Here is a 23,886-nt window from a genome sequence, read left to right as displayed (position 1 = left end):
TGTCTAGCGGGCAGCGGCCTCGATGTTATTGACCATGTGCTTGAGACGCGGCCCGATGTCGTCTTCGAGTTTTTCCCGGGAAAGGTGAAAACTCGGCCCGCCACAGTTGAACGTCAACAGCCCATGTTGTGTGTGCAGCATGGGCACGGCGATGGCGTTGACATCGCGGTGCCACTCACCGATCGACATGCAGTAGCCGAAGTCGGTGTAATCCCGGAACGCGCGCTCCAGCCCTTTGCGAATCTTTGGCCAATCCTCCGGATGGCGCTGGCGGATATGCTCAAGCATGAATTCACGCTCGTTCCCCGGCATCGCCGCCAGGCACGCACGCCCCGCAGAACTCAAGTGCAGCGGCAAGCGCGTGCCGACCTGGCGGCGCATGGTCATGTTCGCTTCGCCCTGGACCACGTCCAGGTACACCATGTCCAGGCGGTCCCGGGTAGCCATCGCGACGGCGGCCTGGGCGTACTTGGCCATGGTCTCCATCACCGGGTGGGCCACGGCCCGCACCGACAGGTTGGAAAGCATCGCGTAACCAAACGCCATCACGCCCACATTCAACTGGTACCGGCCCGACTGCGGCAGGTGCTTGAGGTAACCCAAGCGGGTCAGGGTGTGGGTCATGCGGGTAATCGTCGGTTTCGGCAGGCCGGTCTTGCGCGCCAGTTCCTGATTACTCAACACGCTTTCGCTAGGGGTAAAGCAGCGCAGCAACTCCAGGCCACGGGCCAGTGCCGTGATGAACTGGCGGTCCTTGTCTTCCTCCTCTTCGGTGTTCATCGGATCCACCAGCAGGTGTTCGAAAGCAGTGCTGCCTGCAGGTGTCTCTGGTGTGTTCGGGTCCAGGCTTCGACGGCGCATGGTAGACATCCTTCTTTTATAAAATCAACAAAACAAAACCATATTCCGCTGTGCGAAACAATTGAATTTATTGAGCTTTAGCTGTGTCTTCATATTTATTCATTTTAAAACAGTTACTTATGGTTATTTTTATTGGGGTTTTAGGTTTTTACGTTTACATCCTCCATGCTGCTACATATCATTTGTTGAAAATGCGAAATGTTATTCCGCACTGCAAAATAAGTCATGGGTTTTAATCTATAACCCACAGTCGGCGATACAGACCTTCAGGAATAAAAACAATGGGTGCTTTAACAGGTTTGCGGGTACTGGATTTGAGCCGGGTGTTGGCCGGTCCCTGGTGTGGCCAGGTGTTGGCGGACCTGGGCGCGGAAGTGATCAAGATCGAACGCCCGCACAGTGGCGACGACACACGTGGTTGGGGGCCGCCGTGGATGAAGACCGACACCGGCGAGTCGTCCGGGCAAGCGTCGTATTACCAGTCCACCAACCGTGGCAAGCTGTCGGTGGCCATCGACCTGGCCAGTGCGCAAGGCCAGGAACTGGTACGGGCGCTGGCGGCCAGCTCCGATGTGCTGATCGAGAACTACAAGGCCGGCTCCCTGGCGCGCTACGGCCTGGACTATGCGACTCTGGCCGAGGTCAATCCACGTTTGGTGTATTGCTCCATCACCGGTTTCGGCCAGACCGGCCCACGTGCCGAAGAGCCCGGTTACGATTTCATCATCCAGGGTATTGGCGGGCTGATGAGCATCACCGGCGAGCGCGATGACTTGCCGGGCGGCGGCCCGCAAAAGGTCGGCGTGGCATTTTCTGATCTGATGACCGGGCTGTATTCCACCGTGGCGATCCAGGCCGCGCTGCTCAGCCGCGAACGCAGCGGCGTCGGCCAGCATATCGATATGGCCCTGCTGGATGTGCAAGTCGCGACCCTGGCCAACCAGAGCATGAACTACCTGGCCTCTGGCAAAGTACCCCAGCGCTTTGGCAATGCCCACGCCAACATCGTGCCGTACCAGGTGTTCCGTGCGGCCGACCGCGACTTCATCATCGCCTGCGGCAACGACAGCCAATTTATCGCGTTGTGCCAGAGCATCGGCCTGCCACACCTGCCGGATGATCCGCGCTTTCGGCGCAATGCCGATCGCGTTGCTCATCGCGCCGAGATCGTCGAGCTGTTGTCGGCGCACTTTCTTGGACGCACGGCGGATGAGTGGGTCGCCTGTATCCATGCCTCGAAAGTCCCGGTGGGTGCGATCAACAACATCGCCCAATCCCTGGAAGAGCCACAGGTAATCGCCCGCGAACTGATGGTGAAGATTCCCCATCCGCAAAACCCTGACTTCGCCATGGTCGGCAGCCCGATCAAGATGTCCGGCACCCCGGTGGAGTACGTGCGACCGGCGCCGATGTTGGGCCAGCATACGGATGAGGTGTTGGCGGGGCGGTTGGGGTTGTCCAGTGAGCAGTTGGGGCTGTTGAAGAGCAGTGGGGTGATTGAACAGTTACCGTAACGAGGGCGCGCGTGGTCACCGCTGCAATATTTTGCCCAATGCGCCCATGTCCATGGCTTCATTCATGCTCAACGGGCCGGAAAAGGTGAAGGGTTCCTTGTAGAGCGATTCATAGTGCATCTCCACAAACACGTCATTCCTTTGCAGGAACAGGCTCATTTGCAGCAGGCACAAGGGGCCGAACTGCGTGCTTTTAGTCGGCTCCAGAATCACGATGTCATTTCCAGGCCTGACCGCTGCGCCTTCGGTAGGCCAGCCTTTGGCGAAACACTCGGGATTCAATCGCGCTTTCTCCAGCACGGCCGGCCAGCGACTGTCCCCCAGCCCGTCGAACTGCTTGTCGCCGACGCGAACAGTGAACGACGTGATGATGCCCGGCCCAATCCCTTCGTTGGATAAGTACAGTCCGCTTTTTTTCGCCGTCAAATGCGGTGTAATCATCAGGTAGGGCCGTACGGAAAGGCGGTTGTGCTCGCGCATCAGGTCCAGTTGCCAGAAGGAAATCGACGCGGCGGCAATGGAAATCACCACTGCTGCCAGGGAAAGGAGGGTGCCGGAGGAAAGCGTGGGCTTTTTCGGTGTCAGTGTGGCGGTGGGGCGGCGCGGTTTGAAAAAGGGATGGTCATGCAGTTTTTTCACGGGTCGACTCCTTGTCGATAGGGGGACACGAGAAATTTCGGGCAAAAAAAAGCCTGCATTTCTGCAGGCTTCTTCTAGTGTATGGCTCCACGACCTGGACTCGAACCAGGGACCCAATGATTAACAGTCATTTGCTCTACCAACTGAGCTATCGCGGAATGCGGCGTATCTTACTGATTGAAAAGGATAAGTCAAACGTTTCGTGTTTTTTGTGCCTGTGCATGGCAGGGTACGCAACGGATTGCCTATCGCCGCAATACCTTCGGTGCCGAGTGCCCAAGGAAAAGTTCATGAGTTTCAGTTGGGTAGAGTTAGCTTTTGGCGCGATGGTGATTATCGCCCAGGGCCTGTCGTTTTGGTTCATGTATTGGTTGTTTAAAAAGCTACGAAAACCCAAGTCGGCAGCGCCTGCCTACGCCCTTGACACTGGTCTTGATGGTAAGGCGATTCCAGTGTTGGCGACGTTCACCGGGTTGAGGCGTGTTCCTTGGGTGGCTGTGGCTTCCAATAGTCTTAACCCGATGTTTCGCCTTGACGGTCAGCAGTTGTTTTACCGGGTTTTTCGGCAAAAGCAGCGCATGTTTCACGATATTTTGCTGGTGGACACGCGCAGCGCCTATGGCACCTTCAACCTGATTTTTGAATTCACCGACTCGCCGTTCACCTTCATCGTGAACCTGGGCAGTGCATCGCGAGTGGCTTATGTCCTGAGTCTGCTGCCCAGCAGCGTCCCGCTTTCCGAGCGGGCGCAGGCGGCGTGCCTGGGCGAGCCCCCGCGTGAGCGGGGGGTATGAATGGTTCTGATCAGAACGAGTAGGTCGCCGAAGCAATCGCTGAGCGCGCATCGCCGTATTCAATAGCCGAGGAGCGTGCAGCGTTGCCGTTCTGCTGGCGTACTCGCTCGACATAGTCCTTGTTGAACAGGTTATTGACGTTCAACTGCAGCTCCAAATCGTCGTTGACCTGATAACCCACCATCGCGTTGTGCACCCAGAAGGCATCCAGCTTGGCGGTGGTGCTGGAGGTTACATTGCGTTTGCTGGCATATCGCGCACCATAACCGACAGACCAGCCAGCCGGCAGTTCATAGGTTGTCCACAGGTTGAATGAGTGCGGTGGCGTATTTCCCAGGGCTTGGCCTTTGCGATCATTACCGGCTGGCGTGTTGGCGGCATCCAGGGTTTCGCTGTCGAGGAAGGTGTAGTTGGCGAACACATCCCACAGTTCAGTGACGCGACCGGTCACGCCGAGTTCGAAGCCTTGCACGCGTTGTTTGCCGGCCAACTGGGTGGAGCCGTCAGACATCGTTTCGCGAGCGTTGGTTTTTTCGACACGAAACAGCGCGGCATCCAGCTCCACGCGTTTGTCCAACAGCTCCCATTTGGTACCCAGCTCCCAGGTCTCATTTTTCTCCGGCGCCAGGTTTTCGGTCGCCGCACTCAAGCCGCCGCCGTTTGATGCCAGGTTTTCTGCCGATGGGTTGAAAGAGTTGCCCCAGGCAACATAGAAGCGACCGTTCTCGGTCGGCTTGTACACCAGGCCGGTGCGGGCACTCAGTTTTTCGTCGGTGGAGGACAGGCTGGAGGTTTGTACGTGGGTGCCTGTGTATCCGTTTGCCCGGCCTTCGATCTTGTCGTAACGCAGGCCCAGGTTGAGGTCCCATTGCTCATGCAGGGCGATGGAGTCGAACAGGTACAACGCTTTGTCGGTCAGTTTGGTTTCGGTGTAACCGCTGGTGGTTTTGTTGACCGGGCCACTCCAGTGGCCAGGCGGATTGCCCAGGTCATAACCGTTGCCGGGGTACAAAGAGGTACCGAGGCCATGGTTGTAGGTTTTCAGGTCCAGGGTTTCACGGGAGATTTCAACACCGGTCACCAGGTCATGGCGCATTCCGGCAAGTTGAAAGTTGCTGATCAGGTTGGTTTGGTTGATCCACATTTCGGTGATGGCATCACGTCCATAAGCTTGTGGGCCAGCCGGGCGGTAGCGGCCCGCTGGCACGCCGCCGGTGTTGACGTGCGAGGCCGACACGATGGTATCGCGGTCAGTACGGCTGTAGCGTGTGAGGTTTTGCAGGCGCAGGTTGTCGTTGAAGTCGTGTTCAAAGTTGGCGGTGAAGGCGCTTTGTTCGAGCTTCTCCTTGTCGAGATTCTTCCAGCCGAAGTAAGCATCGCGGTCAACGCCGGACAAACGTTTGCCGTCGAGCGCCGGGACGCCGTAGTCCGGCAAATTGTCATCGACTTGGTGAAATGCACTGAGGGTAAGGCTTGTAGATTCGTTGAAGCCCAACCGCAGCGACGGCGCGATCCCCCAGCGTTCCCGATCGATCTCTTCACGGCCGGCGACGTCGTTCTGATGCCCCATCAGGTTGAGGCGCACCGCGCTGTTGTCGCCTACACCCTCAAGCGGCTGGTTGGTGTCCAGTGTCAGACGGTAGTAGTTGTCAGTGCCAATACTGCCGCCAAGGCGGGTGAATGCCTGATCCTGAGGCTGTTTACTGATGATATTGATGCTGCCGCCTGTGGTGCCGGCACCGCCGAATACCGAGTTGGGGCCTTTGATCACTTCCACTTGTTCGACGTTGAACGTATCGGTGCGGCTGGTTTGCGCACTGTCGCGCAGGCCATCGATCTGGATGTTGCTGTTGGCAGAGAAGCCGCGGATGTTAATGCTGTCCCCAGATCCGCCACCCCCTTCACCGGCATTGAAGGTAATGCCCGACACGTTGGACAGCACCTGGCGCAGGCTCAGTGCCTGCTGCTCCTGAATCACTTTGGGCGACACCACGGTGATGGTTTGCGGCGTATCGAGTAGCGGGGCCACATATTTACTCGACGCCGAGTGCTCGGTCCTGGAGTCTTTGCGCGCGGCTTCGATCTTGATGCTATCCAATTGCAGGGCCTTCTGGCCTTCGGCGGCGATAGCAAAGCCGGAAGACGAGGCGATGGCAACGCTGATGGTAGAAGCCAGAAGGTGACGCTGTGGGAGTGGAGGGGTGGTGCCGGCGCGCATGGGAATTATTCTCAATTATTAAAATGAGAACCAATACTATTTGAGAATTTATGCTAAAAACTGTTTTGGCATAAAATGTTACATATTGAGGTGTGGCTATGGGAACTTTGCATCGGCCGCTTTCGGGTGAAGCGGCTTTATCAAGGCACTTGTGAGAGATGTTGGTTATCTGCCATCCATTGCCTGGCGCAACTGACGGTAGGCATCCACCAGTTGGTCCAGCGTAAAGGCGAGGTTTCTGCCACTGGGATTAGGCAGTACCCACACCGCAGCATCCCCCAACGTCCTGGATTGAAGTCCCCACGCGACCTCCCGCTGGCCCGACAATGCGCAATACCCCGCCTTACCCAGAAACGCCACATAGCGCGGTGCATTGCGGCGGATCTTGTGTTCAAACCCTTCGGCCGCTGCCTTGAACTCATCCAGCGATAACTGATCCGCCCGCGCCGTTGGCCGCTCTACCACCGTGGTCAGCCCGCAGCCGTACTGCAAGATCGTCCGATCCTCCTCGGGGGGCACTTGATGCGGGGTAAACCCGGCCAGGTGCAGGGTGCGCCAGAAGCGGTTGCCGCGCCCGGCGAAGTGATGGCCCTGGGTAGCGGCGAGCAGGCCGGGGTTGATCCCACAAAAGATCACCGCCAGCCGTTCGCTCAGAATATCTTCCAGCCCCTCACTCATCCGAGCCTCCAGGCGTCAGGTTGCCTATCAGCCACTGGCTGAAGCTGCGCGCCAATGGGTCGTTTTCGCTGTCACGGTGGGTCAGCAAGGCCCAGTTGGGGCCGCGAATGGTCGCCTCGACCAAAGGTTGCAGCAGGCCATTGTCCCGCGCGTGCTGGCTCAGCAATTGGCTGACCAGCGCGATACCCAGGCCGCCGCAGGCCGCGTCCAGCAACAGGCCGGGATCGGAAAAATTCAGGCCCTGGTCCTGCTGGCCGACATCGATCCCGGCCTCCACCGCCCAATGGCTCCAGTCCATTTCCCGCTCGCCATGCAGGGTCGTGCGCTGTTCGCGGGGCAGGGTCAGTACGCTGGGATGGGCGGCGGGATACAGGCGGTCGGCATGCAGCACTTTGAAGCTGCACTCGGCCTGGGCGCTGATGTCATCGCGCACGGCAAGGTCGATGGTCTGGGTGGCCATGTCCGGCACTTCATCGGTGCTGAACAGCCATAAGTCCACGTCCGGGTGGCGCCGGCGAAAATCCCCCAGGCGCGGCAGCAACCAGTGGCGGGCAAAGGCGGGCGTGGTGTTGAGCACCAGTTGATTGGCCTTGCGGTACTGCCCCAGTCGACGCACGCCCACCGACAGTTGCTGCAACAGGGCCTGGGTGGTGCTGAGGAAATCATGGCCGGCATCGGTCAGGGCGACGCTGCGCCCATTGCGAAAGAACAACGGCTGTTCCAGGTACGCTTCCAGGCTGCGGATCTGCTGGCTGATGGCCGATTGGGTCAGGTGCAGTTCGTTGGCAGCCTTATGAAAACTGCCCAGCCGCGCGGCTGCTTCAAAGCCACGCAGTGCCCCCAGGGGCGGCCAGTGCTTAAGCATACTGATAAGTTTTTCTAATCATTTTCCAGCAAAATCCATCGTTTGTTTGGCGGTTTGGCCAAACGTAGCATGGATCCCCATAGCGTGTACGCCGTTTTTGGTGAACACAAAGGCTTAACTCAGAAGGGGGTTTTCATGCTGCATAACGAGATGCCACACAGCGGCTGGTGGATGCCGGCGGAATGGGCCCGGCATGCCGCGACCTGGATGGTCTGGCCCCATAACCAGGCGCTCTGGGAATCCGGGTGGCGCGTGACCCTGGCCCAGGTGCAGGAGGATTTTGCCCGGGTCGCCAATGCCATTGCACGCTTCGAGCCGGTGAAACTGGTGGTTGACCCGTCTGCACTCGACAGTGCCCAAGCCCTGTGCGGCCCCAACATTGAACTGATCGCGCTGGCGGTCAACGACAGTTGGTGCCGCGACTCCGGCCCCAGTTTCATTGGCCACTCGCAACTGGGCCTGGCCGGTGTCAGCTGGCGTTTCAACGCGTGGGGCGGCAAGTCGGCCCATGACCTGGATGAGGGCCTGGCCCGGCGTACCCTTAACCATTTGGGCCTGCCTTGTTTCGGCACGCCGTTGAGCAATGAAGGCGGGGCAATTCATGTGGACGGTGAGGGCACGCTGATCACCACCGAGTCGGTGTTGCTCAACCCCAACCGCAACCCGGGCATGAGCAAAGCCGAGATGGAGGCGATCTTTGCGCGCTGGCTGGGGGTGACAAAAACCATCTGGTTGCCGGGGGATCCGCAGTCTGTCACCGGGGACATGACCGATGGCCATGTCGATGGCGTGTGTGCCTTTGCCCGACCTGGCGTGTTGCTGGTCGACGCCACCCATGATCAGGGCTCGGTGTACGCCGAGGTGGCCAGGGAAAACCGCCGCGCCCTGGAGTTGGCCACCGATGCCCAGGGCCGCCGCTTCGAGTTGATCGAACTCTATGAAGCCAGCGAGGCAGTGGATGCCGACGCCGAGGTGTTTTGCGCGTCCTACACCAACTTCTATATTGCCAACGGCGCGATCATCATGCCGGCCTATGGCATCGCGGCGGATCAAGTGGCGGCTGATGTGCTGGCCCAGGCATTCCCAGGTCGTGTGGTGGTGCCGGTGCGCATCAATCACCTGGCCCATGGCGGCGGCGGTGTGCATTGCATCACCCAGCAACAGCCGGCCTGGCCGGTACAGGGGTGATGCCATGACTCTGTTGACCATCGCCACTACCCAGATGCCCTGCACCTGGGACTTGCAGCACAACCTTGAGCAAGCCGAGCGATTGGTGCGTGAAGCGGCGGCCCAGGGCGCCCAGGTTATCCTGCTGCAAGAACTGTTCGCCACGCCGTATTTCTGCATCGAACAACAACACAAACACTTGGCTCTGGCCGAGGAGTACCGCCACAGTAGGGTGCTCAAGCGCTTCGCCGCGCTGGCCAGGGAACTGGGAGTAGTGCTGCCGTTGAGCTGGTTCGAAAAGGCCGGCAATGCCTACTTCAATTCATTGAGCGTGGCCGATGCCGACGGGCAGTTGCTGGGGGTGTATCGCAAGACCCATATCCCCAATGCCATCGGCTATCAGGAGAAGGAATATTTCAGCCCCGGCGACACCGGCTTCAAGGTCTGGGACACCGCGTTCGGCCGCCTCGGCGTGGGCATCTGCTGGGACCAGTGGTTCCCCGAGACCGCACGTTGCCTGGCGTTGCTGGGGGCTGAGGTGTTGCTGTTTCCCACCGCCATCGGTTCCGAGCCCGGTTGTGCCAGCCTGGATTCCCGTGACCATTGGCAGATGGCCATGCGCGGGCATGCTGCCGCGAATCTGCTGCCGGTGGTGGCGGCCAATCGTGTCGGCCGGGAAGTGGCGACCACCGATGCGAGCTTGCAGATGGACTTCTACGGTTCGTCGTTTATCTGCAATCACAAAGGCGCGCTGCTGGCCGAGGCCGACCGTGACAGCACCGGCGTGCTGGTTCAGCAGCTGGACTTGGCGGCCATGGCCGAAGAGCGCCTGACCTGGGGCATCTACCGAGACCGCCGCCCGGACATGTATGGCGGCTTGCTGACCCAGGACGGTCGCCACCTGCACCCACGCTGGCAGACCCAAGGGGTATGACATGAAGCTGATCCACTGCACCCTGGCCCTGAGCATCGTCATCCCGACGGTACAGGCCGACGAAAAGATCCTGCGCCTGTACAACTGGGCCGACTATTTTGCCGAAGACACCCTGGCCCGCTTCACTGCCGAAACCGGGATCCAGGTGATCTACGACGTGATGGAGGGCAGCGAGACCCTGGAGGCCAAGTTGATGGCCGGTGGCAGTGGCTACGACCTGATCTTCCCCGGCGACACCGTGGGCGAGCGCCTGATGCGTGCCGGCAGTCTGCAACCGCTGGATCCGGCAAAACTTGAGGCGCTGGATGATATCGAGCCGGGCCTGCAACAGCTGCGCAGTCATTATCGAGCCTCCAATCAGGCTACCGTGCCCTACACCTGGGGCACGATTGGCCTGACCTATAACGCGGAGCAGATCCTACAGCGCATGCCGAATGCGCCGGTCAACAGCCTGGACCTGTTGTTCAAGCCTGAATTGGCCCACCAATTTGCCGACTGCGGTATCTCGCTGATCGACTCGCCGGATGAAGTGCTGGCCGTCGTGCTCATCTACCTGGGGCGCGAGCCGCGCAGTGCCAAGCCCGAGGACCTGGCGGCGGCCAGCGAACTGTTGCTCAAGCTGCGGCCCTCTATCCGCAAGTTCCAGTCGCAGCCGGTGAGCGACCTGGTCAATGGCAACCTGTGCCTGTCCCTGGGCTACAGCGGCGACATGACCCAGGCGCAACGGGCGGCCGATGCGGCGGGTAAAAAAGCCCAGTTCCAGTACCACATTCCCCGCGAGGGCACGACGGTGTGGATGGACACCATGGCCATTCCTGTGGATGCGCGGCATCCGGAATACGCCTACGCGCTCATCAACTTTGTCATGCGCCCGGAGAACATGGCGGCCATCAGTAATTTCACCGGTTACCCCACGGCCAATGCCAAGGCCCGCGCCAGCGTTGAGCCGGCCATGCGCAACAACCCGCAGATTTACCCGGATGACGCCACTTTCAAGCGGCTGGTGGCCGGGCAGGACATTCCCCAGGCCGACATGCGTGCACGCATGCGGGTTTGGACTAAATTCAAGACAGCCATCGGTCAATGATGGTTCACACAGAGGTACACATGAGCACACGTCGCCAATTCATCAAACAGGCCGCGGTGGTGGCCAGCCTGGGCGCCGTCGCGTCCATGGGCTTGCCTGTGCAGGCGGCGCTCCAGGGCCGCTGGTTCATGCCCGATGAGGGCGAGAAACACCAGCGCGCCTTTATCGCTTTTGGCGCCCAGGAGGCGATTCACGAAGACTTCACTCCCGCTGTGCAGGACGCCCTGGGCCGTATCGCCCGGGCCATTGCCGAGTACGAGCCGGTCACGGTGTTCTGCCGCGAAGAGGAGCGCGAGCTGGCCGAGGAAAAATGCGGCACCCGCAATATCACTTTCGTCCACGCCGAACTGGATGACATCTGGATGCGTGACACCAGCGCCAACTTTGTCGTGGATGACCAGGGCCAGTTGGGCGCGGTGGACTTCAACTTCAACGGCTGGGGCAACAAGCAGCAGCACGCCGACGATGCCGAACTGGCGGCTCACGTTGCCGAACTGGCAGGCGCAACCTATATCCGCAGCGAACTGGTGGGCGAGGGCGGTGCCATCGAAGTGGACGGTCATGGCACCGGGATCATGACTGAAAGCAGCTGGATCAATACCAACCGCAACCCTGGCTGGAGCAAGGCCGATGTGGAGGCCGAACTGAAAGCCCGGCTGGGCTTGCGCAAGATCATCTGGTTGCCGGGCATCAAGGGCAAGGACATTACCGACGCCCATGTCGACTTTTACGCACGCTTTGTCACGCCGGGCGTGGTCATCGCCAACCTGGACACCGACCCTGAGTCCTACGACCACAAAGTCACCTTGGCCCATTTGGACATTCTCAAGCAGGCCACCGATGCCGATGGCCGGCCATTGCAAGTACACACCGTGTCGCCGCCGCTCAACCCGCGCAGCAACCGCTTTAGTCGTGACAACCCGGATTATGCGGCGGGTTACATCAACTATTTCGTGATCAATGGCGCAGTGATTGCGCCAGAGTTTGGCGACAAGGTCGCCGACCGCAAGGCCTTCGACCTGCTGTCCAGGCTCTACCCGGGGCGCAAGGTGGTGCAGCTCAATATCGATGCCATCGCCGCAGGCGGCGGTGGCATTCACTGCGTGACCAGCCACCAGCCTTGGGTTTAGCCCGTTGCCCCGGCAAGGCGCCCGAGGCGCAACCAGCCAATCAACACGGCGGCGATCAGCAAGAAGCCCAGGTAGCCAAACAGCGGATACACCTGGCCGACCAGGCTGATAAAACCGATCAGGCTGCCGGCAAAGGCCAGCACCGCGAAGGCGGCAGAACCGATACGGAATGTGCGGGTGCCGGGTGGCAGCAGGCGGGCCGAGAAAGAGTACAAGGTGCCGACGGCGGTGTTGAGGATCATCAGGAAGATAATCACCGCCATCAGCAGCCCGAGGGCTGGAGAGACTTCGCTGGCGATGGACAGCATTGGCATCGGCAGATCCGCCACGCTGTCCAGGCGCGACAACAGTCCCAGGCTCATGACCAGCATCAGCAGGCCCAGGATGGCGCCGCCGAGAATTCCGCCCCAGATCGCCTGTTTTTCGCTTTTCGCCGCGCCGCCCATGATCGCCAGGATCGGTACGCCGGCCACGATGTTGTAGGACACGTACAGCAATGCACCGAGCAGCCAATGGCTGGCACCGGCACTCTGGCGGCTGGCCAGTTGATCCAGCTCTGCGAAGCCCTGGCCACGGGTGGCAACGCCGTAGAGCGCTACACCGACGGCTGTGAGGATCAAAAACGGCGTGACCGAGCCGATCAGGCCGATGACCTTGTGCACGTCCAGGCACACGATAACGATCACCACCAGGGTGACCGCCACGCTGCCCAGTGTGGCCGGGATGCCGAACTGCTGTTCCAGCAATGCCCCGCCGCCCGCCAGCATGACCACGGTGACCGCAAACATGAAAAAGGTGATCATCAGGTCGACCAACACCCCCAGGTGGCGCCCGCACAGTGCATACACCACATCTTTATGGGAGGTGGCGCGCAGGCGGCTTCCCATGCCCGCCAGCGCCATGCCGAGGAAGGTGAACAGTACGGCGCTGAGCACCGCACCGAGTAATCCCCACACGCCGAAATCGACGAACATCAGCAACAGTTCCCGGCCCGAGGCGAACCCCGCACCGACGATCACACCGACAAATGCACCGGCAATCTTCAGACTTTCTTTCATGACGACTTCCCTTGAATTGTTGTTGTTAAGGGGCGTGCGAGCTTGCTTGTGAAACACCTCAACGAAACGCGTTGCCTTGAGGCTTTTCGCCAGGTATCAGCGGGTTGGCGGGCCGACCCAGGCCTGGACTTCGATTTCTATATCGACCCCCAGCGCCAGTTGCGCCCCGACGGTGGAGCGCACCGGGAAACCTTGTTTGAAGTAGCGCGCATACACCTCGTTGAAACCGGCGAAGTGCTGCATGTCCGACAGCCACACCGTAGCCTTTACCACTTGGTCAAACCCCACGCCGCATTCGGCCAGGGTTTCGCCGATGCGGCTCATGACGGCTTCGGTTTGCAGCTGGATATCGCCGCGTACCACTTCACCTTTCGGGTCCATGGGCACTTGCCCGGAGAGGTACAGCAGATCGCCCACCCGAATGGCTTTGGAAAACGGGTAGGGCAGGTGGCTGGGATAACGCTGGAGACTTTCTGGCATGACAGGGAACCTCGGCAGAGTGAATGATCAGCGCAAGCGGGCGGGAGCCAGGCGCTGGGGTTCGACGCCCTGGCGCCGCAGCGCCTCAGGCAAGGGTTGATCGAGCAATAGGGCATAGGCCAGTTGCGAGACCCCGGCCGCCGACTGAATGCCATAACCGCCTTGGGCGGCGAGCCAGAAGAAGCCTTCACAGCGCTCGTCCCAGCCCACCACCAGATCGCCATCGGCCACGAACGAGCGCAGGCCGGCCCAGCTGTGGCGTGGCCGGCGAATGCTCAGGGAGGTGGCGGCTTCGATGTGGTAAATCCCGGTGGCGATGTCCAGCTCTTCGGGCATCACGTCTTGTGGCGGGACCGGGTCGGCGTTGGCCGGTGAGCCCAGCAGTTGGCCGGCGTCGGGCTTGAAGTAAAAGCTTTCATCGATGCCGATAACGGCGGGCCAGCGTGAAAAGTCCAGGCCTTCGGGACCGTCGAAGGTAAAGGCGGTACGGCGGCATGGTTGCAGGCCGATCGGTGCTACGCCGCATTGTTGCGCCACCTGATCGGCCCAGGCGCCAGCGGCGTTGACCAGGTTGCGAGCTCGCAATTGTCGGCCGTCGGCCAGTGTCAGCAGCCAATGCCGGCCCTGGCGGATGGCGGTGCTCAACTGCGCGTCACACTGCAAGACACCCCCAGCACGACGCATGGCCCGCAGGAAACCCTGGTGCAGCGCATGCACATCAAGGTCGCGGGCCTCGGTTTCAAGCATGGCGCCGGCGATGATTTCCGGACGCAGGCAAGGCACCAATGCCAGCGCCTGTTCGCAATCCATCAACGAGACATTGGCCGTGTTTGCCTGATGGCCGTCGAAGGTTTTTTGCAGTAACGACTGCTGCTCGTGACTGGCCACATACAGGCAGCCGCGTGGCTCCAGCAGCGCGTGCTCGGTAAAGCCTGCCGGTGGCTGCTCGTAGAAGGCCCGGCTGGCGCGGGTCAGCGCTTGAATCTGCGCAGTGCCGTAGGTTTCCATGAACATGGCGGCAGACCGGCCGGTAGCGTGATACCCCGGCTGGCTCTCACGTTCGAGCACCACCACACTGGCTTCGCCGGCCAGGCGATAGGCCAGTGACGCGCCCGCAATGCCGCCGCCGATGATGGCGAAATCGAAACAATCACTGTCCTGCATGCCGACGTCCCTTGTGTGTGCGAATGAAGTTTTTCTCGTTTTTGATAATTCTCACATAAGAGAAATGTAGGATATGAGAATTTTCCAGTCAAGCCTTCGTCGTGGGTTAATATTCCGGCCCGAGTCCCCGCACCGTTTTTTGTACGACAGAGAGACCGCATGAGTTCCGATCAGACAGCGCCCGCTTCGTGTTCCCCGGACCATCCGCTGATAGATCGCAGCCAGGTCGGCGCGCGTTTGCGGGGGATCCGCAAAGACCAGAAGCTGACGCTCAAGCAGTTGTCCGAGCGTTCGGGCGTGGCGCTGTCGACCCTGTCGAAGATGGAGTTGGCGCAGGTCTCGGTGAGCTACGAAAAGCTGGCGGCGGCGGCGCGTGCGCTGGGTGTGGATATTGCGCAGTTATTCAGCCCGGTGAAGGCGCTGGCGAACCTGCTCCAGCCCACAGTGGTCAGCACCGCCATTGATAGCGCGGCGGGCTACAGCACGGGCAATTACGATTACCACCCGATGGCAGGGGACTTCCCCGGGCGGCGCATGACGCCGATGTACGCGCGCATCTTCGCCCGTGAACTGACCCAGTTTGACGACTACATCCGCCATCCCGGCCAGGAGTTTGCGGTGGTGCTGTCCGGACGGGTGCGGATTCAATTCGAAACGGGCGAGTCCATCAGCATTGGCTGCCGCGAAACCGCTTATTTCAACAGCGGCATCGGTCATATCTACCTGGCGGAAAGCGAGGCGGACGCTGAAGTGATGGTGGTGATGACGGATTACTGAGGTGCGCTGGCGCCACTGCTCATCAAGTATTCCACTTGGCCGCTGTGTTCATCGACCTGTTCATGGGTGACTACAAACCCTTGCGACAGGTAGAACTGGCAGCTGGCGGTGTTGTTTTTATACACCGCCAGGGTCAGCACGGGGCGCTGCTTCCTGGCGTGAGCCATCAAGCGTTTACCGATGCCCTGGCCCTGGCAGTCGGGGGCGACAAACAGCGCGGCCATCTGGTTATCGAGCAGCGAGTAGAAACCCACGACCCTTGAGTCGCGCTCCATGACGTAGGTTTCTGAGGCCGGGATATACAGGTTGCGCATGTTCTCGATCTGCGATTGCCAGAAGGCGGCGTCGATAAAGTCGTGGGCGATGAGCGAGGCATCCAGCCAGATTTGCAGGACGCAGTCGAGGTCTTTGGGTTCCAGGAGTCGGATCATTTTTCCAGTCTTGCAGGGGGTTGTTCGACACTCAGGCCGGCCGCTTTCCAGTCGTCAAACCCGGCGCGCAGCCGGCGCGCGGGTAAGCCATGGGCGTGCAAGGTGTTGATGGCATCGGTGGACAGTACGCAATAAGGCCCGCGGCAGTAGGCGACCACGTGCTTGCCTTTGGGCAGCTCGGCCAAACGCTGTTGCAGGGCCTGCGCCGGGATGTTGAGCGCACCGGGCAAGTGCCCTGAAGCGAACTCATCTTCGGGGCGCACATCCAGCAGCACCACGCTCTGGCTTTGCATCTGCATCAGCAGCTCCTCGATGGAGATGCCCTCCAGGCGCTCACGTCGCGAAAGACTGTCGAGGGCGACCTCGCGTATCTCGGCATGCTGGAACGCCAGGAAACCCCGCAATGCTTCCAGCAAAGGTGTCACGGGCCCGCCCCCCAGGCTGTACAGCACACGTTTGCCATCGCGACGCGTCTGCACGATGCCCGCGCGCTTGAGTTGCTGCAAATGCTGCGAGGCATTGGCGACAGACACGCCGGACAGTTGCGCCAGTTGTTCGACAGAGCGTTCTTCCTGGGCAATGTGCTCCAGCAGTGCCAGGCGATGGGCATGGCCCAGGGTCCGGGCGATGTCTGCCAGGGCGGTGAAGTGATCGGCGGGGAATAGGGGGCTTGACGGTTTCATGGCAAAGATCCTAGCATCGGCCAAACATTCAATCAATTAATTGAATGTTTGTCTGGGTGACGCCTAAGCCTCTCTGCTGCGTTCACCGTCCACGATCAGAAGGAAGCGCGGCATGCTTGAGTTTGTTGGGTATTCGGTGGTTATCGGGGCCGGTGCGACCCTGGTCATGGATCTTTGGGCATTGTTGCTCAAGCGTTGCCTTGGCGTGCCGTCCCTGGATTTTTCCATGGTCGGTCGCTGGGTCGGCCACCTGCCGCGTGGGCGCTGGATGCATGCCGGTATCGCCCAATCACCAGCGGTGTCGGGGGAGGGATTGTTGGGTTGGGTCACCCATTACCTGATCGGGGTGTTCTTTGCGGCGTTGCTGCTGTTGATGGTGGGGCTTGAATGGGCGCGACAGCCGACGTTGCTGCCGGCCCTGGCCTTTGGTGTGCTGTCAGTGGTCGCGCCGTTCTTCGTCTTGCAACCGGCGATGGGCGCCGGCATCGCGGCGTCCAGAACCCCCAGGCCTAATACTGCGCGGTTGCGCAGCACGCTGGCCCATGGGGTGTTTGGGGTGGGTCTGTACCTGGCCGCCTGGGCGCTGGTCCTGCTTACAGGGTCTGCACGATGATCTGGCTCTTGAGGTCGTTGACCATGCTTTCAATCACCGGCTTCATCGCCTTGAAGTCCTCGGGGCTGCATACCGTATTGGCATGGGCGAACTTGAAATGGCGGGTGATCAGCACCGTATTGCCTTCCTTGGCGTAGGTCGCCTGGTAGTCAAAGCCGGCCTGTTGCAGGGACTGCGGCTTGGGCACGGCGAGGACGCTGACTTCCTTGGGAAACTCGAAGCGGGCCTGCTCCTGGGTTTCTCCCGAGAGGCAACCGAAGCCTTGGGTGCGGTCTTTTTCGGAGGCAAAGGCAAACACGTTCTGCGCAATGCCGCCGACCAGGCTGCTGAGTGCTGGTACACCGGTTGGGCCTGGCAGGTTGACCAGGTTGTCGGTGCGCCCTTCAAGGGTGTTCTTGAACGGGTTGACTTCATCTTGCAGCGAGTCGCTTTTGAACGTGCCCTGGCCCGTTTGCCCGTACCAGCCGAGGACGTTACGGATCATCGAGTCGCGGTCAGCCGGCTTCATGGCATTGAGCAGGTAGCGATTGAATTCCGAGCCCCAGCCTTCCACGGTGGTGGCATGCACAAAGTCCGCCGCACCGTTGCTGTCGACCTTGAACAGCAGGTCGTTGCTGACCTTGCCGGTTTGCGCGGCCGGGGTCTTGGCCAGTTCGCCGGATTGCGTCAACAGCACTGGCTTGCCCAGCACGGGGATTGGCAGGTAACCGGCGGCGATGGCCGTGGCGGTCGAGTCCAGGTACAGATCCAGGGCCGGCACGTAGGTGATCGCATGGTTGAGCACGCCCAGGGTAGGCACTTTGGCCAGGGTGTAGCTGTTACCCAGGTTGACCAGCACCGGCGAGCTTTCAATTGCCACTGCGCGCAGCATGGCTTCAAGCAGGGCCACGTGGTCCTTGCAGTCGCCATAACGGTTATCCAGCACGGCCTGGGCTGGATGCGGCACCACACCGCCCGCGCCGACATACACCGCCACATAACGAATGTTCTTGCGCACCCAGTCGCTCAGGGCCAGGGCCTTGCTGTGCGGGGTGGTCAGGTTGGCCGTGAGTTGCTTGGCCAGGGCGGTAATGGCCGGCGTGACCTCTACTTGGGCCCTGGCTTCATAGGCCTGGGCAAAGTCCTTGTAGCTGGCGAAGGTCGAGACCGCGAGGAACTGGCCGTAATCGACATAGGACACGGCGCCGGTTTCAATACGCGCCTTTGCCTGCGGTACGTAGTCCCAACGGTACACCTTGCGCCCGGCGGCGGCGGCCGGTGTGCTTGCCTTGAAGCCCCGGGCGTCGACAAACAGCGGCTTGTCGGCCGGCAAGTCGTAGCTCAGGCTCAACTGTTCGGTGTCGTAGAAGTCCGGCACGAAGAAGTCTTCGAACTGCTGGGGGAACAGCGCCGTGGTGCGCTGGCGCTGGTAACGCAGGACCAGCCGGTCACCGACCGCCACCTGCGGGAAAATCACCACCTTGACCCGTGAGTCCTGGAACATCGGCGCCTCGGAAGAGGCCGTCTCCTGCTGTTCCTTGATCTGCTCGGCGCCCACCTTCACCTGGCGGCCATCGGCCTTCTGGGTGAAGGCTTCAAGCACTTCGAGGGTTTCCAGGGAGCGGTTGTAGCTCAGCGAACGTTGCGCATTATTCTTGATCGCCCGCTCTTCATTGATCCGTGTCACCAGTTCAATGGTCTGGACGAAACTGCCATCGGCATTGATCACGTAGGATTGTTGATTTTTTTCGAAGGTGGCCGAGTGGTCGGTTTCATCGGTGGCGGCCTGGACCGTCAGTGAACAGGCCGCCAAAAGCAGTACGCCCAGCAGGCGCAGAGGGGGCAGGTAAGAGCCTTGCATAGAGATCCTTCTGACTAATGCGACGCTTACCGGGTGAGGGCATCGCGATAAACGAAATGTTTAATGCGACGCATTATTATATAGAGGTTCAAAAAATGCAGGCTTTTTAATGGCCCCTGCGCACATCCCCCAACGAATCACGCTGCATCGACTGCAGGTTTTTCTCGATGGTTTCGCAAATGGCTTCGGTCTGGATCTGGTGCTCGCTGGAGCGAAACGGGCTTTGCAGGTCGGTGCCGATGCGTTCGATGGCCAGCAGCATAAACCCCACCACCGTCGAGGCCAGCGGGGTGAACCAGCCCAGGGACTCCACCAGCCCCACCGGCACGATCAGGCAGAACAGCGAAATAAACAGCCGTGGAAAATACACATACGGGTAGGGCAGTGGTGTATTGGCGATGCGTTCCATGCCGCCCTGGCTGTTGGACAACTCGACCAGGGTGGATTCGAGCCGCGCCAGGCGAATGCTGTCCAGGCGTCCGGCCTTGTACTCCCGGGCCAGCAAGGCGGCAGAGCCGGTGAGGATGTCGTTGGCAAAGTTGTTGGTGGCACCGTTGCGCGCGAACTCATCCATGGGAATAAACGCCCGCACTTCCTCCGGGCACGGCTCACCCCGCAGGTGTGCGGCCAGGCAATTCACATAGGCCACGTGGCGGCGCAGCAGGGTCGACTTGATCGGGTTGACCTCGCTGTCGGGGTCATCGAGCAACGTCAGTACCTGCCGCGCAAAACTGCGCGAATTGTTGACCATCGAGCCCCACAGCGTGCGCGCTTCCCACCAGCGGTTGTAGGCGCTGGTGTTACGAAAACTGATCAGCACCACCAGCGCCGAACCGAGCAGCGTCAGGGGCATCAGCGGCAGGTTGATCTTGGCGTTGAGGAACAGCATGAAGTCTACGGTGACCGCAATGTCCCAGAGCAGCAGCCAGAACAATGCCCAGCCTACATACCCCATGGTCTTGATAATCAGCCGGTACTTTTTGACGATGGCAGCTTTCAAACACAAACCTCCGAGCGGGCGAAAAGCATCAGTGCCCTAGCTCGGACGGTGTTTGCGCAAGAAAGGTTCGTCGTTTTTCAGGCTTCGTGCAGGGAAATGCGCGAGGTTTCCGGCAGGGCCAGGCCACCGGCCAGTGCGAGCAAGGCCACGGCAATCAGGTAAAACGCCGGTGACAGGTTGCTGCCGGTGCTGCTGATCAGCCACGTTGCCACCAGTGGCGCAGTGCCGCCGAAGATCGTGTAGGCCATGTTGTAGGTGATCGCCGAGGCGGTGTAGCGCGTGCGGGTCGGAAAGGTTTCCGAGAGCAGGGCGGCCGTGACCACGCCACACAACACCGCCCCCACCGCCAGCAGCATCACGCCGACGATGGACGCGGCGAACGAGCCGGAACTGGCCATCAGGAACGACGGATACACCACCACCATCAACAGCCCGCAGGCGGTCATTACCGTGACGCGCCGCCCGACGCGGTCGGAATACCAGCCGGCTGCCGGGCATATCGCCGCGGCGAAGATCAGCGCAATCAGCGACACCAGCAGCGCTGTCGCCCGGCTCAGGCCACCGGCCACTTGCAGGTACGTGGCAAAGTAGGTGGTGAACATATAAAACGACAGCGCCGTCAGCGACACAAAGGCGCCCAGGCAGCAGATCGCTGCGCCATGGTTGCGCAGGGTTTCCTTGAGCGGCGAGTGGGCCACGGCATGTTCTTGCTTTACCGCTTGGAACGCTGGGGTTTCATCCAGCCGCCAGCGCAGGTACAGGCCCACCAGGCCCAGCGGCGCGGCGATCAGGAACGGCAGGCGCCAGCCCCAACTGCCCATGGCCTCGGCCGACAGCGAGGCTTCCAGCGCATAGGCCACCACCGCCGCCGAGGCGAAGGCGGCAAAGGTCGACACCGGGATAAAGCTGCCGTACCACGCCCGTTTATCACTGGGTGCGTGCTCCATCAGGTAGGCACAGGCCCCGGCGTATTCACCGCCGGCGGAAAAGCCCTGGGCGCAGCGGATCAGCGACAGCAGGATCGGCGCCGTGACCCCAATCGCGGCATAGGTGGGCAGCAGGCCGATCAAGGTCGTCGCCCCGGCCATGAGCAAAATCGTCATCGCCAGGGTGCGCTTGCGGCCAATGCGATCGCCGAGCATGCCGAAGAAAATCCCGCCCAGGGGCCGAAAGGCAAAGGCCACGGCAAACACCGCGAATGTCTTGAGCAGCGCCACGCTGGCATCCCCGCTGGGGAAAAACTGTTGGGCGATGGTGGTGGCGAGAAAGCCATACACGGCGAAGTCGAACCACTCGACAAAGTTGCCGATACCGGCGGCGACAATGACTTTTCTCAGGGTTTGCGGCGGGACCTGTTCGGTAGATGAGCGCGTCATGGCGGGGCCTCGGCATTTCGTCAGTAAGCCCTCGATTATCGGGAAAGCGCCTGGGGCGGCTTACTTCAAAAGTGTCATCGGCATAGTCAGCACCGACCTACGGCCCATGGATTGCACTGTAGGAGCCGGCAAGCCGGCTCCTACAGGGTGGGTTGCGCCCGGCTGGCGCGTTCGAGGATCCTCGGCCCCGGTCCTTCCTGGCTCAAGGTATCGCCGGGGTTGCGCAACGGGCAGTCGCTAAGCGACAGGCAGCCGCAACCAATGCAGTTGTCCAGGCTGTCGCGCAAGGTTTCCAGGGTTCTGATGCGTTCGTTGAGGTTGTCGCGCCAGGCCGAGGACATTTCCCCCCATTGTGCGGCGGTCAGTTTGCTGTTCGGTGGATAGCGGCTCATGGCGCGCTTGATTTCTTCCAGGGGGATCCCGGTACGTTGCGCCACCTTGATGATCGCAATGCTGCGCAGCACCAGCGACGGGAAGCGCCGTTGGTTGCCGGCGTTGCGCGTGCTGGCGATCAAACCCTTGGACTCATAGAAGTGCAGGGTGGAGATCGGTACGCCGCTGCGTCTGGCAACCTCGCCGATGGTGAGCGAGCGCACACCGTCCGGGTTCTTTTCTGCTGCCATGGGGGTTATCCTCAGGTTAAGTTGAGGTTTTATAGTCCCGCCCGATCTTTGCTGCAACCGCTTTCTTTGCCTACCACTCAGGAGGGCCTGCAACTGACCCACTGGGTGCTGGTGGGCTGGGTGCTGCTGGGGTTTGTGGTGCTCGATGTGTGTTGGGTTTAGTGCTTTACCCTGCGCCGATCACCGCGCATCATGCGCCGCCGGCACCCATGTCAGTGGTGCCGTGAAAAGGAACAGCAGTTGAACCCACACACATTGTCCATGCGTCTCGAACGCGTGGCGGCGCAAGTACCGACCGGTGCGCGCCTGGCCGACATCGGCTCGGATCACGCCTACCTGCCGGTGGCGTTGATGAACCGTGGCGCGATTGTCGCGGCGGTCGCCGGCGAGGTGGCTGTGACACCGTTTCGCGCCGCCCAGCGCACCGTGCACGACAACGGCCATGAACTGCACATTCACGTGCGCCTGGCCGATGGCCTGGCGGCAATCGAGCCGGCAGACCGGATCGACGCAGTCAGCATCTGCGGCATGGGCGGTGAGACCATCCGCGATATGCTCGACCGCGGCAAGGCATACCTCAGCGGCCGGGAGCGCCTGATCCTGCAACCCAACGGCGGCGAGCAACCGCTGCGCCTGTGGCTGATGGACAACGGTTACCGCATCCTCTGTGAGGAGCTGCTGCGGGAAAACCGCTTCGACTACGAAATCATCGTCGCCGAGCGCAGCACACCGGTGAGCTACAGCGCCGAACAACTGTACTTCGGCCCCTTGCAGATGCAGGCCCGCAGCCCGGCCTTCCTGGCCAAGTGGCAGCGCCTGCTGCGCTACAAGCAACGGACCCTGGGCCAACTGGCCGAGGCGCGACAGGCGCTGCCCGAGCAGAAGGTGCAGGAGTTGGCGCAGGAGGTACGTTGGATCACGGCGCTGTTGGTGTAGATCAGCTTCCTCAGAAATGCTCCAATACGCCATCCTCCAACCCAGGTGCCCCGCATGCTAGACGCTACAGACCAAGCCTTCTACGACCGCGCGGATGCGCATATCGAGCTGTCGAACGAACAACTGAAAACCCTCGAAAACCTTGGCCAGGTCAGTGCTTCGATGATGTTCGGCACCACCCGTTTCAATGCCTGGGCGAGTGCGCGCAACTTCAAGTCCGGTGCCGAAATGGCCGAGGCGCGCGAAGCGATGTTGAAGTACTTCTGTGAGCAGTACCGGATGATGCTGGAAGATAATCTTGATGATCACATCAACAACTTCAGCCAGTACATGACGGCCCCGAAACCGCAGTGATCCCTGTAGGAGCTGTCGAGCCCCGGCGAGGCTGCGATAGCGGTAGGTCAGGCCACTCAATGCTGGCAATGCCGCCGCCAGTGCAGCCTCACTAGCGCTCGATCGCGCCGATACCTGATACGGACAGACTGTCGAGAAACTCCGCCACCTGCTGGTTACCGCGCAAATGCACCGTAGGAATCTGCGGCCCCACCGCCAGGCGCATCGCCTCGATACCCGGCCGGTAGCCGCGATCAAAGTTCCACACAAAATCCAGAAACGTCAGGAACTCCCGGTCGAGCTTATCGGTACAGCCCACCGGCCGGTCCGCGCGAGGACGTTTCAGGGCGCTGCGAATAAGGACCCGGGTGAAGCAGGTCAGGCGCGGTGTATCCAGCCAGATGATCAGGTCGGCACGGGGCAGGCGCAGGTCGAAGGTGCGGCGGGCGTAGTTGCCTTCACACACCCAGGTGTCCGACGCCACGGCTTCGCGGACCCGGGTGCGAAACTGTTCGGCGTCGGTCTCGACCCAGTTGGGTTCCCAGAACAGCGTGTCCAGGTGCACAACGGGCAGGCCGAGGCGCTCGCCAATGGCGCGGGCGAGGGTGGATTTGCCGCTGCCGGCGTTGCCCAGAATTACAATCCGTTGCATGGAGACGTCCTGAAAAAAGCCGGCAATTATGCC

General features: G+C 60.8%; 25 protein-coding genes and 1 tRNA gene. 10 read left to right on the top strand and 16 right to left on the bottom strand.

All coding sequences use genetic code 11. The annotated features are described in order from the left end of the window. Positions 1-3: 3 nt before the first annotated feature. Positions 4-861: an IclR family transcriptional regulator gene (locus BFQ03_RS04205; protein ID WP_065942533.1), complete on the bottom strand. Its 858-nt coding sequence runs from the start codon at positions 859-861 to the stop codon at positions 4-6. Positions 862-1,142: 281 nt separating this feature from the next. Between BFQ03_RS04205 and BFQ03_RS04200 the strand changes: the two genes are divergently transcribed. Continuing rightward, complete coding sequence (locus tag BFQ03_RS04200; RefSeq protein WP_032859353.1) at positions 1,143-2,375, top strand: CaiB/BaiF CoA transferase family protein; 1,233 nt, start codon at positions 1,143-1,145, stop codon at positions 2,373-2,375. Positions 2,376-2,390: 15 nt separating this feature from the next. On the opposite strand, the gene BFQ03_RS04195 is transcribed toward BFQ03_RS04200, so the two are convergent. Next, positions 2,391-3,014: a hypothetical protein gene (locus BFQ03_RS04195; protein ID WP_032859356.1), complete on the bottom strand. Its 624-nt coding sequence runs from the start codon at positions 3,012-3,014 to the stop codon at positions 2,391-2,393. Between the two features lie 82 nt (positions 3,015-3,096). Beyond that, positions 3,097-3,172: transfer RNA gene (locus tag BFQ03_RS04190), tRNA-Asn, on the bottom strand. 132 nt (positions 3,173-3,304) lie between these two features. On the opposite strand from BFQ03_RS04190, the gene BFQ03_RS04185 reads away from it, so the two are divergent. Then, entirely contained in the window at positions 3,305-3,808 is a 504-nt protein-coding gene (locus BFQ03_RS04185) for a hypothetical protein (protein ID WP_050593321.1), read from the top strand. A 10-nt stretch (positions 3,809-3,818) separates the two neighbouring features. Here the strand turns inward: BFQ03_RS04185 and BFQ03_RS04180 are convergent, their stop codons facing one another. The 3 genes from BFQ03_RS04180 to BFQ03_RS04170 all read right to left on the bottom strand — a co-directional run bounded on the left by BFQ03_RS04180 (position 3,819) and on the right by BFQ03_RS04170 (position 7,569). After that, entirely contained in the window at positions 3,819-6,026 is a 2,208-nt protein-coding gene (locus BFQ03_RS04180; RefSeq protein ID WP_065942532.1) for a TonB-dependent receptor, read from the bottom strand. Between the two features lie 165 nt (positions 6,027-6,191). Further along, positions 6,192-6,704 carry a G/U mismatch-specific DNA glycosylase gene (gene mug, locus BFQ03_RS04175; RefSeq protein ID WP_065942531.1) on the bottom strand — a complete coding sequence of 171 codons (513 nt, stop codon included), beginning with the start codon at positions 6,702-6,704 and terminating at the stop codon, positions 6,192-6,194. Beyond that, positions 6,697-7,569 (bottom strand): LysR substrate-binding domain-containing protein, encoded by an 873-nt coding sequence (locus tag BFQ03_RS04170; RefSeq protein WP_032859362.1) that lies wholly within the window; start codon positions 7,567-7,569, stop codon positions 6,697-6,699. Before BFQ03_RS04170 ends, mug begins: the two co-directional genes overlap by 8 nt. 135 nt (positions 7,570-7,704) lie before the next feature. On the opposite strand from BFQ03_RS04170, the gene BFQ03_RS04165 reads away from it, so the two are divergent. Genes BFQ03_RS04165 through BFQ03_RS04150 form a run of 4 tightly spaced genes read left to right on the top strand, consistent with a single transcriptional unit; the run spans position 7,705 to position 11,887 of the window. Then, the gene (locus BFQ03_RS04165; protein ID WP_032859365.1) at positions 7,705-8,757 is read left to right on the top strand and encodes an agmatine deiminase family protein; all 1,053 of its coding nucleotides are present in this window, start codon (positions 7,705-7,707) and stop codon (positions 8,755-8,757) included. A gap of 4 nt (positions 8,758-8,761) precedes the next feature. Continuing rightward, complete coding sequence (aguB, locus tag BFQ03_RS04160; RefSeq protein ID WP_032859366.1) at positions 8,762-9,670, top strand: N-carbamoylputrescine amidase; 909 nt, start codon at positions 8,762-8,764, stop codon at positions 9,668-9,670. A 1-nt stretch (position 9,671) separates the two neighbouring features. Continuing rightward, complete coding sequence (locus tag BFQ03_RS04155; protein WP_065942530.1) at positions 9,672-10,757, top strand: extracellular solute-binding protein; 1,086 nt, start codon at positions 9,672-9,674, stop codon at positions 10,755-10,757. 20 nt (positions 10,758-10,777) lie between these two features. After that, on the top strand, positions 10,778-11,887 hold the full coding sequence (locus BFQ03_RS04150; protein ID WP_032859369.1) for an agmatine deiminase family protein: 1,110 nt from the start codon (positions 10,778-10,780) through the stop codon (positions 11,885-11,887). Here BFQ03_RS04150 and BFQ03_RS04145 read toward each other — a convergent pair. The 3 genes from BFQ03_RS04145 to BFQ03_RS04135 all read right to left on the bottom strand — a co-directional run bounded on the left by BFQ03_RS04145 (position 11,884) and on the right by BFQ03_RS04135 (position 14,589). Further along, on the bottom strand, positions 11,884-12,945 hold the full coding sequence (locus tag BFQ03_RS04145; RefSeq protein WP_032859371.1) for a YkvI family membrane protein: 1,062 nt from the start codon (positions 12,943-12,945) through the stop codon (positions 11,884-11,886). The two genes, BFQ03_RS04150 and BFQ03_RS04145, sit on opposite strands and share 4 nt — an antisense overlap. 96 nt (positions 12,946-13,041) lie before the next feature. After that, positions 13,042-13,425: a RidA family protein gene (locus BFQ03_RS04140; RefSeq protein ID WP_032859372.1), complete on the bottom strand. Its 384-nt coding sequence runs from the start codon at positions 13,423-13,425 to the stop codon at positions 13,042-13,044. A 27-nt stretch (positions 13,426-13,452) separates the two neighbouring features. Then, complete coding sequence (locus BFQ03_RS04135; protein WP_032859373.1) at positions 13,453-14,589, bottom strand: NAD(P)/FAD-dependent oxidoreductase; 1,137 nt, start codon at positions 14,587-14,589, stop codon at positions 13,453-13,455. A 159-nt stretch (positions 14,590-14,748) separates the two neighbouring features. Here BFQ03_RS04135 and BFQ03_RS04130 point away from each other — a divergent pair, with 159 nt between their 5' ends. Beyond that, positions 14,749-15,366 (top strand): helix-turn-helix domain-containing protein, encoded by a 618-nt coding sequence (locus BFQ03_RS04130; RefSeq protein ID WP_050593322.1) that lies wholly within the window; start codon positions 14,749-14,751, stop codon positions 15,364-15,366. Here the strand turns inward: BFQ03_RS04130 and BFQ03_RS04125 are convergent. Together BFQ03_RS04125 and BFQ03_RS04120 are read right to left on the bottom strand one after the other, a co-directional pair. After that, on the bottom strand, positions 15,360-15,797 hold the full coding sequence (locus BFQ03_RS04125; RefSeq protein ID WP_065942529.1) for an N-acetyltransferase: 438 nt from the start codon (positions 15,795-15,797) through the stop codon (positions 15,360-15,362). The two genes, BFQ03_RS04130 and BFQ03_RS04125, sit on opposite strands and share 7 nt — an antisense overlap. After that, a complete protein-coding gene (locus tag BFQ03_RS04120; RefSeq protein ID WP_065942528.1) occupies positions 15,794-16,480 on the bottom strand; it encodes an ArsR/SmtB family transcription factor in 687 nt (228 codons plus the stop codon). The genes BFQ03_RS04125 and BFQ03_RS04120 overlap by 4 nt, the downstream gene beginning before the upstream one ends. Before the next feature lie 112 nt (positions 16,481-16,592). Between BFQ03_RS04120 and BFQ03_RS04115 the strand changes: the two genes are divergently transcribed. After that, complete coding sequence (locus tag BFQ03_RS04115) at positions 16,593-17,093, top strand: DUF2938 domain-containing protein (RefSeq protein WP_065942527.1); 501 nt, start codon at positions 16,593-16,595, stop codon at positions 17,091-17,093. Here the strand turns inward: BFQ03_RS04115 and BFQ03_RS04110 are convergent. The 4 genes from BFQ03_RS04110 to soxR form a co-directional block, all read right to left on the bottom strand. Then, on the bottom strand, positions 17,074-18,933 hold the full coding sequence (locus tag BFQ03_RS04110; RefSeq protein ID WP_032859381.1) for a DUF3857 domain-containing transglutaminase family protein: 1,860 nt from the start codon (positions 18,931-18,933) through the stop codon (positions 17,074-17,076). The genes BFQ03_RS04115 and BFQ03_RS04110 overlap by 20 nt on opposite strands. A gap of 106 nt (positions 18,934-19,039) precedes the next feature. Further along, positions 19,040-19,933: a bestrophin family protein gene (locus BFQ03_RS04105; RefSeq protein ID WP_032859382.1), complete on the bottom strand. Its 894-nt coding sequence runs from the start codon at positions 19,931-19,933 to the stop codon at positions 19,040-19,042. Positions 19,934-20,010: 77 nt separating this feature from the next. Then, the gene (locus BFQ03_RS04100; RefSeq protein ID WP_050593323.1) at positions 20,011-21,309 is read right to left on the bottom strand and encodes an MFS transporter; all 1,299 of its coding nucleotides are present in this window, start codon (positions 21,307-21,309) and stop codon (positions 20,011-20,013) included. 140 nt (positions 21,310-21,449) lie between these two features. Then, a complete protein-coding gene (gene soxR, locus BFQ03_RS04095; protein ID WP_065942526.1) occupies positions 21,450-21,932 on the bottom strand; it encodes a redox-sensitive transcriptional activator SoxR in 483 nt (160 codons plus the stop codon). 240 nt (positions 21,933-22,172) lie between these two features. Between soxR and BFQ03_RS04090 the strand changes: the two genes are divergently transcribed. After that, positions 22,173-22,868 (top strand): tRNA (adenine(22)-N(1))-methyltransferase, encoded by a 696-nt coding sequence (locus BFQ03_RS04090; protein WP_345788448.1) that lies wholly within the window; start codon positions 22,173-22,175, stop codon positions 22,866-22,868. 54 nt (positions 22,869-22,922) lie between these two features. Further along, the gene (locus BFQ03_RS04085) at positions 22,923-23,222 is read left to right on the top strand and encodes a DUF3144 domain-containing protein (protein WP_065942524.1); all 300 of its coding nucleotides are present in this window, start codon (positions 22,923-22,925) and stop codon (positions 23,220-23,222) included. 91 nt (positions 23,223-23,313) lie between these two features. Here BFQ03_RS04085 and BFQ03_RS04080 read toward each other — a convergent pair whose 3' ends face one another. After that, on the bottom strand, positions 23,314-23,853 hold the full coding sequence (locus BFQ03_RS04080; protein ID WP_065942523.1) for a P-loop NTPase family protein: 540 nt from the start codon (positions 23,851-23,853) through the stop codon (positions 23,314-23,316). Positions 23,854-23,886: the final 33 nt, after the last annotated feature.

Origin of the sequence: Pseudomonas sp. 25 R 14, assembly GCF_900004755.1 — a bacterium.
GTDB classification, from domain to species: domain Bacteria; phylum Pseudomonadota; class Gammaproteobacteria; order Pseudomonadales; family Pseudomonadaceae; genus Aquipseudomonas; species Aquipseudomonas brenneri.
Note: the sequence above shows the minus strand (reverse complement) of the source record. Positions and strands in the feature narration are given on the sequence as shown.